We start from the raw sequence: 12584 nt of genomic DNA on the forward strand, positions 1-12584 counted from the left end.
CTTTATTTAGGTTAGGGGGAAATAAAATTGTATATATGTATTGATATAGGAGGAACAGCCATTAAAGTTGCAATAGCTGATAGTGAAGGAAATTTGTTTGAAAATGCTTCATTACCTGTTTCTCATGAAAAAGAGAAATTAATGGATACAATAATTAATTATATAGAAGAGATGAAGCTTAGTTATGATGTAAAAGGAGTAGCTATAAGTGCGCCAGGAGCTGTAGATTCAAAAAGTGGAATAATATATGGGACAAGTGCTATTCAATGTATACATGGATTTAGTTGGAAAGAAGAACTTGGACAGAAAGTGAATTTAAAAGTAACTATAGAAAATGATGCAAATTGTGCAGCACTAGCAGAAACTTTTAATGGAAAAGCTAAGGGATTAAAAGATGTATTATTTTTAGTTTGTGGTACAGGCATTGGTGGAAGTATAGTTAAGGATGGAAAAATACATAATGGAAAAAATCTTCATGGTGGAGAATTTGGATTTATGATAATGGAAGAGAAAGATGGTAAATTTATAAACTTTAGTAGATATGCTTCTACAATGTCTTTTGTAAGAAAAGCAATAGCATATTATAATGATGATACTTGGAATGGTGAGAGAGTATTTGAAGCTGCAAGTAAAGGTGATAAATTTTGTATAGATATATTAGATAGATTTTATTTAAATTTAGCTAAGGGAATATATAATCTTCAATATGTGTACGATCCAGAAATAATACTTATTGGTGGTGGAATAAGTAAAAGAAATGATTTCATTTATAATATTAATAAAAAGCTAGACTATCTAATGGAAACAATAGAAGATTCAACTATAAGACCTGTGATAAGTGAATGTTATCATAAACATAATGCTAATTTAGTAGGAGCTTTAGTAAATCATATTAATAACTAATTATGATAGTTAAATGTAAAAATATGTAACGACCTCCGGGGTCAATCCAAATAATGGATTGACCCCGGAGGTCGTTACAATATTTGGATTCTTTATTATATCTGAGTCGTAATAAAGATGTTGCCAATATAATAAACTAATAGTAGAAGTAATAGCATTGGAGGATATATGGATAGAATCTTCAATTATGATTTTTTAAAGCTAGAGTTTAGAGATATATATGAAGAGATAGAAGAGTTAAAGAAAAAGACAACTCATGATGATATAGAGGAAAATATTAATGCTATAATTAATGATATTATTTATTATATATATAAGAAAAATAGTATATTATATGATGAAAAAATTGAATGGCATAAAAGATTAGAGATATTAAAAGAGATAAATATAATGCCTAGTGAAATATTAGATAAAATTATTATTTGGACAAAGAAAGTTAAAGTGAATTATGTTAATACTACAACAGCGGAAGATGAGCTTGAAGAGATGAAAGTATTATATGAAGTTTTAGCTTGGTTTGTTGTTAGTTGTGGTGAAGAGAATTATTCCTTAATATTAAATAACTTAACAGATGCAGAGAAAGAAATATTTAAAAAATATTTATCAACCAGTGAAAATGTTACACAAAAAAATATATCAAAGGTTTTTGAAAAGAAAGTAGATGAGATAGAAGAAAAAGAGGAAGTTACACGTCAACTACTTGAGAAAGGTGAGAACTATTATTTTGGTAGAGGAGTCAAAAAGGATAATAAAAAGGCCTACAAATATTTCTTAGATGCAGCCAAATATAAAGATGAATATGCAGAAACTTATCTTGGATTATTTTATGATAAAGGGATAGCTGTAAGAAAAAATTATGAAATTGCATATCAGTGGTACTATAAGGCAGCAATAAAGGGAAATGCCTTTGCTCAATATTCTTTAGGAGTTTTATATTCTGAAGGAAATGGAGTTATTAAGGATTATAATAAAGCTTTTATATGGTTTCAAAAGAGTGCTGAAAATGATTATGTAGGAGCATACTATCAATTAGGACGGGCATATTATAATGGTTTAGGTGTAGATAAGGATGAAGAAAAAGCATTTAAATGGCATAAGAAAGCAGCAGAAAACAATTTAGCAGCTTCTCAATATGCTTTATCATTAATGTATAAAAATGGAGAGGGCTGTGATGAAAACTTAGTAAGTGCATATTATTGGGTTGAAAGAGCTGCAGAAAATGATTATGAAGATGCTTATTATGTAGTTGGTAGATCATATTTAGAGGGGATATGCGTAGAAGTTAATTATAAGAAAGCATTTTATTATTTAAGTAAGGGATATTTAGCTTTAGATACTAATTGTATAGAATCCCTTGCAGAAATGTATTTAAAAGGACTTAATGTAAAAAAGGATGTTTATACTGCATTAGAATTATATAATAGGGCATTAGAATTTGGAGATAGAAGTATATATTTCAAAGTTGGAAAAGTATATGAAGATGAAGGGTTAATTAATCAGGCAATTTCAATATATAATCAAGGCCATGAAGAGGGGAATTTAAAGTGTACCCAAAGACTAGGTATAATGTATTACAATGGTGAAGGTGTTGAAAAAGACTTAGAAAAAGCAATGGAATATATGGAAATAGCAGCAGCTAAAAAGGAACCACATGCTATGTATGTTTTGGCAGTTGCATATTATAGATTAAATAAGTTTGGTGATAAGACTAGTGATATTGCTAAGGCATTATTAAAGGAAGCATATGAGTTAGGTTCACCTTATGCAGCAGACTATTTAGCTTGTATCATGCTAAATGAATTAAAGGAAGGCAAGAATATTAATAAAAATGAGCTTGTAATTTATATAAAATTTGGTGTGGAGAATGAGCTAAAAGAATCCATATTTAAGTATGGATATATATACGAAAAAGGAATTGGAATAGAGCAAGATTACGAGAAGGCCTATTACTATTATACTTTAGCAGCAGAAACTAAATATGTTAAAGCTATGATTAAGTTAGGAGATTGGTATAAGATAGGTATTTTCTTGAATAGAAATATAGATCTGGCAATTAAATGGTATGAAAGAGCAGCAAAAGAAGATGATATTGAATCAATAGAGAAACTAATAGAGATATATGAAAATGGAATTGGTGGTAGAAGAAGTGATATAAAAGCCATTTATTATGTGTTTAAACTTATTGATTTAGACGCAATAAAGGGAAAAGAAAAATTAGTATATTATTGTTTTAAAGGAATTGGTATTGAAGAAAATAAGGAAAAGGGATATGAATTACTTGAAGAAATAAAAGAGATAGATGTAGGAACAGCAAAATATATTAAAGGATATTTAGGTGAAAAAGGCTTAATAGATATTGATAATGATGAAATTATAAAGCTATATCGAGAAGGAATAGAACTTGGAAATTTAGAGTGTTATGGACAACTTGCTATTTATTTATATAATAGCGGTTTAAATAAAAATAATAAGTATAAAGAAGCATTTGAAGTTGCAATGGAAGGAAAAAATCTAGGAATAAATAAATGTAAATATATATTCCTAAAGGATAAATTAAAAGAGACTCAAAATAGTAGCATAGTTACTGTTGAAGAGTTAATAATTATTAAAAAGCTTGGTAAGCTTATAAATAGTGGATTTTATGAAGTAATTAATGATTTAATTGAGTGGTATAATAATAGAAGACCACAGGATAAAAGAATTTATTATGAATTAAAAGAAGAGGCTATATATTATAACATTGTTAAAGATGAATAGTGACTTCAATAGAATAAACGACGAGACTTAAATTTAAGTCTCGTCGTTTATTCTAAATAGATATTTTGAAAAATGTTAACATCATAAATTTTATCTGTAGTAAATAGAATAAATTAGATAAATTGTATTATTTATATTAAGTGATTAGAAGAGTGAGCAAATTAAATTCTCTATAGATATAGAGATAATAAATTAGAGTTAATGATTGATATATTATAAGAAGTTAGAATCTATCTTAAGTATATATCAATCATCAACTATTGTTTCTATTATTTTACTTTAAATTAAAAGGGAGTTCAAAGTAAAATAAATAGAAACGGTTCCAAAAAAGTGTGAAATTTGATTAGATTGTTTGGTATAAAAATATTTATATTTTTATGGAAGTTATGTAATAATTATAACGCAAATTTCTCCAATAGTACATTGGAGAAATTTACAAAAATCATTAATTAGTTTAAAACATAATTATTTTTATAAAGCTAAATCAACAGTAATAACACATCTGTATTCAGGAGCTTTTTCCTTAATATCTTTTTCTATATTAGCTAATAATTTAGATGAACTACTTTCATTAGCTAAGCAGGTAGGAGAAACTTCTATATCAAAAATTAAGTTTTTATTATCATGTTCTCCAACAACTCTAAAGTCATGGAAGGATTTAACGTCTTCATATTTGCTAAGTACATCTTTGACCATGTTTCTAGCTTCAATTATTTCATCAGTATCAACACAAATAGGATCCATGTGAATAACTAAATATATATTTAACTCTTTAGAAATCTCTCTTTCAGCAGTATCAATGATATGATGTATCTCCATAATATCAATATTACTAGGAATTTCGGCGTGGATAGAAGCCATAATTCTACCAGGTCCATAATTATGAACAATTAAATCGTGAATACCTGTTATATTATCATAAGACATAACCATGTCAGTAATGTTACTAACTAAAACAGGATCAGGTGGTTCCCCAAGTAATGGACTCAAGGTTTCTTTAATAAGAGAAAAACCAGAGTAAACAATAGCCAAAGCTACAACAATACCAATATAACCATCAATAGGCAGTGTTGTGAATTTACATATTAAAAAAGAAATAACAACAGTAGTTGAAGTAAAAACATCACCCATAGCATCAGTTGCTGTTGCCTTTAACGTAGATGAATTAATTTTATTTCCAATAGACTTATTAAATTTGGACAACCAAAATTTAAATCCAATAGAAATAAGTAATAAAATAAATGGCCATAATTCAAAAGTTACTGGGGTAGGATTAATAATCTTTTGAAAAGATGTTTTAACAAATTGAATACCAACAAGCATAACCATGAAAGAAACAATCATTGCAGTTATATATTCGATACGACCATGTCCAAAAGGATGTTCTGCATCAGCAGGTTTATTTGCCATCTTAAAACCAATTATAGTTATAATTGAAGAGGCAGCATCAGATAAGTTATTAAATGCATCTGCTAAAATTGAAACAGAGTTAGAGAATAAACCAACAGATAACTTTATTATAAATAACATTAAGTTGGTAACTATTCCAACGATTCCAGCAAGATTAGCATAAGCACCTCTAACTTTTACGTCAGATACATTGTCATAATTTTTGACAAATCTTTTAACTAAAAAATTTGAAAACATAAAATCCTCCCATTTTTATTTGTAATCAATATAATTGCTTATATTAATAGTATGTTATATTTTAAAACAATTACGCTTATTACAATATGCTAATTTAATCCAATATAAAAGTCAATTATATATTAATTAAAAGGCATACTAAATATAAATAGAGCTAATGATGTAGCTATATTTTATATACAGCTGTGGCAAAAAAATAATCAGTTGTGAAAAAATAGTAAATGAAGTATATTAGAAATATATGAAGTGTAAAGGAGTAAGTGACTATGGAAAAGAAGTTAGCATTAGAATTAGTAGACTTTTTATATGACAGTCCAAGTGCTTGTCATGGAGTAAAAGTAACACAAAAGATATTAGACGAAAATGGATTTATTGAAATAAAAGAAACTGATAAATGGGATTTACAAGCAAAAGGTAAATATTATGTTATAAAAAATGATTCAGCATTAATTGCTTTTGAAGTTGGGACTGGAAATATAGAAGAAACAGGACTTAGACTTATAGGAGCTCATACTGATGTGCCTGGATTTAGAATTAAACCAAATCCTCAAATGATTTCAGAAGGAAAATATGTTAAGCTAAATACAGAAGTTTATGGTGGTCCAATACTTCATACATGGTTTGATAGACCATTATCAATAGCTGGTAAGGTATCATTAAAGGGTGCATCTCCATTAAAACCAGAAACAAGATTAGTTAATATAAATAAACCATTATTAATAATTCCAAGCTTAGCAATTCATATGAATAGAGAAGTTAATGAAGGATTTAAGATAAATAGACAAGTAGATACACTTCCTTTATTAGGACTTATAAATGATAAGTTAGAAAAAGAAGACTATTTAATGAACATATTATCAGAAGAGCTTAAAGTTAATAAAGAAGACATATTAAATTTTGAATTAGGCTTATATGAATATGAAAAAGGTATGTTAATAGGAATGAATGAAGAGCTTATTTCTTCAGGAAGATTTGATGATTTATGGATGGTTTATGCAGGAATAAAAGCTTTAGTTGATAGTAGAGAAAATGAAGCAACTAAAGTTATGATTTGCATAGATAATGAGGAGATTGGAAGTTTAACTGCTGAAGGAGCTAACTCTACATTATTAAATAATATATTAGAGAGAATTGCTTTAGGTTTAGGTAAGGACAGAGAAGGATATTATAGAGCATTAGCTAATTCTATAATGATTTCTGCTGATTTAGCTCATGCTGTTCATCCAAACTTAGGTGATAAACATGATCCAACTAACAGACCTGTACTTGAAGGTGGACCAGTATTAAAGATTGCTGCTTCTGGTAGCTATAGTACTGATAGCTTTAATGGTGCTGTATTTGCAGGTGTATGTGAAGCTGCAGGTGTACCATTCCAAAAGTTTGTTAACAGATCAGATGTTAGAGGTGGAACTACAATAGGACCTGTAACTGCTGCAAACTTAACTATACCAGTTATTGATATGGGAGCTCCTGTTCTTGGAATGCACTCTATAAGAGAATTAGCAAGTGTTAAAGATAATTATTATACTATTAAAGCATTTACGGAATTCTTTAGTTTATAATTTTAAAATTGATTATTAATAGTGTTACATAAAAATAAATGTAACTATGGGATTATTTTAAAATAATAAGTTTATATAATGATGATATATTTAGTTAATAATATAATTAAATATATCATCATTTTTTGTAAGATGTTATTTGAAGTTTATAGATAAGTTTTTAGATTTTATTCTGTAGGTGTATTAGTGATTTTTTCAGGTTGACTTGCATATCCAGAATCAATATCAAAAGTATAGTTTTCAGTATCCATTAATTGCTTACAGTCAGATACTGAAAAGGTATCTGGAATTTTCTTTATAGAACCTTCTTCAAGATGTCCTTTACTTGTTAGAGCAGATATAGTAATACCGTCATTATCATTTAATTTATGACTAGCAGCTTCATAAGCAGTAACAACAGTTTTAGCTTCATTTAAAACAGCAACCTTTTTGGCTTCAGTAATATAATTCCCAACTTTAGGAACAAATGCAGCAGATAGAATTGCAATAATAGCTAATACAGCAACAAGTTCAATTAAAGTGAACCCTTTTTTCTTATTTTTAGATTTAATAGTTTTTCTTTTTAATTTCAATATACTTTCATCTCCTTTATTAAATAATAAAATTAGAATTATTTCATGAAATTATTCTTTTCGAAGTATGGACTATAAATAAATGAGATATTCAAAAAAAGATGAAAAAATCTATAAAATTCATATTTTTGTAAGAAGTTATAAAAAATATGAATAAATTAACCACAAAAAGGATAAAACAATAATAGAGATAACAAATAATAAATAAATTTATTATTATAAGTTTTAAATAGAGTTTGAATATAATATGTTTGTTATATTTAATGTTAGATTTAAAATTTATAATGTTATCTATTTAAGGATTTTGACCTATTTCTTTCAAAATACATAGTATGCATAGTTATTTTTATAAAATAACAGAGATATTAATTTTTGAAAGTTACTTATTATGTATACAAGAAAAGCTTTATAAGGACACATGATGGTTCGAGATAGTATTTTAATATTAGTTTAGATTAATATTAGGCATAACTTCGGATATTTTCTATTTAGACATACTGCAATAACGATGATAAAGAAATTTATCAAGAGATGACTAAAGTTATGTGTAATACGCTTGTCAACAAGTCATAGGAGATAAAGGACTATCTTTATATTTAATATAGTAGTTTATGTTTATAGTTTTAACGATATTTATATTGTTAAAAAGTAAAACTTAAATAAAATAGAATCAAAATCCTTTTAATATATAAGATAAGTTATTTTATTTATAAAATAAAATATTAGGAAATAAATACATAACTAAAAAACTACCCTTAAAGGTAGTTTTTATTATTATAAGAATAAAGGTTTAGCTATTAATCCAGATTCATAAGCATAAATTATAGCTTGAGTTCTATCCTTAACATTTATTTTTATAAATATATTACTAATATGCTTCTTAACAGTATTTTCACTTATGTTAAGATTTTTAGAAATTTCAAAGTTACTTAAGCCATTAGATAGTTGAGAAAGAATTTCTAACTCTCTCCTAGTTAGAGGGCTACCTAAATTGGTTTTCCCAGTAATAGTAGCAGCAGGCTCATCTTCTACTAGTCTATATAATAACTCTCTATCATAAAATTTAGTTCCAGAAGAAATTTTATGAAGAGCATAACTAATATCTTCTTGCGCAAATGTTCCAAGCATATACCCATCAATATTTAACTTTGATACCTTAAAGAACATGTCCTTACTTTCGTTAAAATCTACAATTAATAATTTAATTTTAGAATAATTATCTTTAATAGATAAAATATTATCTATTGATCTTAAATCTTCTTTAAATAAAGTAATAATTAAAATAGTATCTTCATTATCATTTATAAGATTGCTATCAGAATTATCTAATGATTTAAAGCAATCATCAATAGAAGTAAAAGAAGTAATATTTTGATACTTATCTTTTAATATTGACTTAATTCCTTCATGAATTACTGGATATTTGCATAATATGGAAACTCTCATTAAATCCTCCTTTTCACATTCAACCTAAATTACTATTAAAATTATATCGTCAAAAAATGTAAAAGTCTATACAAAGTTACATTAAATGTAAAAGTTTATTCTACGGAAGTATTAAGAAATAAGAAAAGTAGTAATTATAAAGTAGTACTACTAAATTGTAAAAAAATAAAAAATATTGAAAAATTAAAAGGATATATATAAAATTTATAAAAATAAATTATGACTAAAAAGTAGAAAAAAATACAAAAAATTAAAGAAAATAGTGATAGCTTTAAACCTTTAAATATGCGAAGTATTTTTAAAAAAGTAGAAAATGTTTACAAAAACAAAGTAAATAATACCTAAGTATTAGTATTTTGTAATTTAAAAGAGGTATTAAGTAATTATTTAAGAGTGTAATTATAGGAGTACTAATTAGAAGAATAAAAGACATAGAACTAATAGATTATTTACTGTCAAAAGATGTAAATATATAATTTGTATGAGAATAAATGGTAAATTTATAATCAGTAATTGATTGGGGTAATGCTAAATAGTGGATGTTTAGTAATGATTATGAGGGGGGTACTTTGTGCAGGATTTAGCTGTAGTAAATTTAAGCAAAAGAAATAAAAATATAATATTACTATTAATTGATATATCAATAATATTAATATCTTACTTTCTATCAGTAATATTAAATAATGATGCAAGTAATGTGATACTGAAATTAAGTAGGACATTACCAATATCAATAATTACTTATGTATTATTTTTAAAAAGATGTAGAATGTATAGTTCTATCTGGATTAATGCAGGGTCATATGAGCTAATGCAATCAATAATTGCAACAGTATCTGCATGTATAGCAAGTACAATATTAATGTTATTTATATCAAATTCTCTTTCAGCAATAGTTAATATTACAGCAGGAATATTAATAATGCTATTAGTTACAGGGGTAAGGTTATCTCTAAGAGTAATAACTAGGTTTATAACATATACTTCAGCAGATAGAACTGATGGTAAATATAACGTTTTAATTATAGGAGCTGGTGACTGTGCTTCATCAATTATAAGTGAAATAAGAAAAGAAAAGGGTGATCAATACAATATTATAGGAATTATAGATGATAATGAAGCAAAATTAAATAGCTTTTTAAATGGAGTAAAAGTACTAGGTAATAGAAATAACATAGTTGAAATAGTGGAAAGAGAAAAGATAGACCAAATATTATTTGCAATAGCAAAAATAAGTGGATTAGAAAAAACCAATATATTAGATATATGTGGAAAGACTAAAGCAAAAGCAAAGGTTATTCCAGGATATTATCAGCTTTTAGAAGAAGGAATATCAATTAATAAAATGAGGGATGTTGATTTAAGAGATTTAATTGGTAGAGAAGAAGTTAAATTAGATAAGTCAGGTATAGCTGAGTATATAAATAATAAAATTGTTTTAGTAACTGGTGGTGGTGGTTCAATAGGATCAGAGCTATGCAGACAAATTGCAAAGTTTAATCCAAAGTTACTTTTAATATTAGATATATATGAAAATAATGCATATGATTTACAAAATGAATTATCTTACAAAGAGCCTAAGCTAAATAAGAAGGTAATAATTGCATCAGTAAGGGATAAAGCAAGATTAAATCAAATAATAAGTGCATATAGGCCAAATATAATATTCCATGCAGCAGCACATAAGCATGTACCTTTAATGGAAGATAATCCATCAGAAGCAATAAAGAATAATGTAATAGGTACATTAAATATGGCACAACTTGCTAGTCAATATAAGGTAGAAAAGTTTGTTTTAATTTCAACAGATAAAGCAGTAAATCCAACTAATGTAATGGGAGCAACAAAGAGACTTTGTGAAATGATAGTTCAAGCTGTTAATCATGAAAGAGGAAATAAAACAGAATTTGTTGCAGTTAGGTTTGGAAATGTACTAGGAAGTAATGGTTCAGTAATTCCATTATTTAAGAGACAAATTAAAAATGGTGGACCAGTAACTTTAACACATAAAGATATAACTAGATATTTCATGTTAATTCCAGAAGCAGCACAACTTGTACTTCAAGCTGGTGCATATGCTAAGGGTGGAGAAATATTTGTATTAGATATGGGTAAACCAGTTAAAATTTATGACTTAGCAGAAAATTTAATTAGACTTTCAGGATATACCCCAAATAAAGATATAAAAATAGAAATAACAGGTCTTAGACCAGGAGAAAAATTATATGAAGAATTATTAATGAATAACGATAACTTAACCAAAACAGCGCATAATAAAATATTCATAGACAAGCCAGAAACTATATCACTAAATAAAATAATAAAGCAAATAGATGATTTATTATTTGTTGCAAAGATAGGAAATAAAAATATGCTAAAGGATAAGTTAAAGGAAATAGTTCCAACATATAGTTCACCAGAAGTTTATAACAATAAAATAGCATTAGAAGAAGCTGCAGTTACTACAGGGGGTAAAGAATAATGAAAGAATTGAAAAGCAAGGAAATACTAGAAAAATCAAAAGATCAAATTAATCAGGAAAACAAAAGAATATATTTAGCATCACCACATATAGGGGAGTTAGAGCAAGTTTTTGTTAAAGAAGCTTTTGATACAAACTGGGTAGCACCCCTTGGACCTAATGTAAATAATTTTGAAAAGGAACTTGCTGAATATGTAGGGATAAATCATGCATCAGCATTAGTTTCAGGAACTTCAGCAATACATTTAGCAATTAAACTTTTAGGTATAAAAGCTGGAGATATAGTTTTCTGTTCATCATTAACTTTTGCAGCCACTTGTAATCCAATAATTTATGAAGGAGCAGAACCAGTATTTATAGATTCTGAGTATGACAGTTTAAATATGTCACCAATAGCATTAAAAAAGGCATTTGAAGTTTATTCAGAAAAAGGAAAGTTACCAAAGGCAGTAATAGTAGTTCATCTTTATGGACAATCAGCTAAAATGGATGAAATTATGACTATATGTAATAAATATAATGTTCCGGTAATAGAAGATGCAGCAGAATCTTTAGGAGCAACTTATAAAGGAAAACAAACAGGAACAATAGGAAAGTATGGAATTTATTCTTTTAATGGTAACAAAATCATAACTACTTCTGGTGGTGGAATGCTTGTTTCTAATGATGAAGATGGAATAAAGAAATCAAGATTTTGGGCAACTCAAGCTAGGGATAATAAAAGATATTATCATCATACAGAACTAGGATATAACTACAGAATGAGTAATATTGTTGCTGGAATTGGAAGAGGGCAACTTAGAGTTTTAGATGAAAGAATAGCAAAAAAGAAATATATATATGAAAAATATAAAGAGGCATTTAGAGATATTAAAGATATAGAAATGGCTAATGTATGTGAATATGGTGAGCCAAATTATTGGTTAAGTATTGGAATATTAAGTCCTGAATCAAAAGTTAAGCCAATTGATATTATTTTAGAGTTAGAAAAGGAAAATATCGAATCAAGGCATATATGGAAACCAATGAATATGCAACCTTTCTATGAAGAATATGATTTCTTTAAAGCTAATAATGAGGGTATTAGTGTTGGAGAGGATATTTTTAATAGAGGAATATGTTTACCATCTGATACTAAGATGAGTGATGAAGAAATCAATAGAGTTATTAAAATTGTTAAAGGGTTATTTTAAATTAAATAGTTAAGTAATTAGC

The 12584-nt window shown here is 26.9% G+C and carries 8 protein-coding genes; 5 read left to right on the forward strand and 3 right to left on the reverse strand.

The features are described 5' to 3' along the window. Positions 1-27: 27 nt before the first annotated feature. On the forward strand, positions 28-903 hold the full coding sequence (locus EJJ37_RS04055; protein WP_133014314.1) for an ROK family protein: 876 nt from the start codon (positions 28-30) through the stop codon (positions 901-903). Between the two features lie 168 nt (positions 904-1071). Next, entirely contained in the window at positions 1072-3660 is a 2589-nt protein-coding gene (locus tag EJJ37_RS04060) for a tetratricopeptide repeat protein (protein ID WP_133014315.1), read from the forward strand. A 471-nt stretch (positions 3661-4131) separates the two neighbouring features. On the opposite strand, the gene EJJ37_RS04065 is transcribed toward EJJ37_RS04060, so the two are convergent. Then, complete coding sequence (locus tag EJJ37_RS04065) at positions 4132-5307, reverse strand: cation diffusion facilitator family transporter (RefSeq protein ID WP_133014316.1); 1176 nt, start codon at positions 5305-5307, stop codon at positions 4132-4134. Between the two features lie 266 nt (positions 5308-5573). Between EJJ37_RS04065 and EJJ37_RS04070 the strand changes: the two genes are divergently transcribed. Further along, positions 5574-6869 carry a M18 family aminopeptidase gene (locus EJJ37_RS04070; RefSeq protein WP_133014317.1) on the forward strand — a complete coding sequence of 432 codons (1296 nt, stop codon included), beginning with the start codon at positions 5574-5576 and terminating at the stop codon, positions 6867-6869. 167 nt (positions 6870-7036) lie between these two features. On the opposite strand, the gene EJJ37_RS04075 is transcribed toward EJJ37_RS04070, so the two are convergent. Both EJJ37_RS04075 and EJJ37_RS04080 read right to left on the reverse strand, forming a co-directional pair. Beyond that, on the reverse strand, positions 7037-7441 hold the full coding sequence (locus tag EJJ37_RS04075; RefSeq protein WP_243124833.1) for a type II secretion system protein: 405 nt from the start codon (positions 7439-7441) through the stop codon (positions 7037-7039). A 774-nt stretch (positions 7442-8215) separates the two neighbouring features. Continuing rightward, positions 8216-8887, reverse strand: a complete 672-nt coding sequence (locus EJJ37_RS04080) for a helix-turn-helix transcriptional regulator (protein ID WP_133014319.1) — start codon at positions 8885-8887, stop codon at positions 8216-8218. Between the two features lie 571 nt (positions 8888-9458). Here EJJ37_RS04080 and EJJ37_RS04085 point away from each other — a divergent pair. Together EJJ37_RS04085 and EJJ37_RS04090 are read left to right on the forward strand one after the other, a co-directional pair. Continuing rightward, complete coding sequence (locus tag EJJ37_RS04085) at positions 9459-11369, forward strand: polysaccharide biosynthesis protein (protein ID WP_133014320.1); 1911 nt, start codon at positions 9459-9461, stop codon at positions 11367-11369. Further along, on the forward strand, positions 11369-12562 hold the full coding sequence (locus tag EJJ37_RS04090; protein WP_133014321.1) for an aminotransferase class I/II-fold pyridoxal phosphate-dependent enzyme: 1194 nt from the start codon (positions 11369-11371) through the stop codon (positions 12560-12562). The genes EJJ37_RS04085 and EJJ37_RS04090 overlap by 1 nt, the downstream gene beginning before the upstream one ends. The last annotated feature ends 22 nt before the right edge of the window (positions 12563-12584 follow it).

Source organism: Clostridium cuniculi (assembly GCF_004353185.1).
Classification (GTDB): Bacteria; Bacillota; Clostridia; order Clostridiales; family Clostridiaceae; genus Clostridium; species Clostridium cuniculi.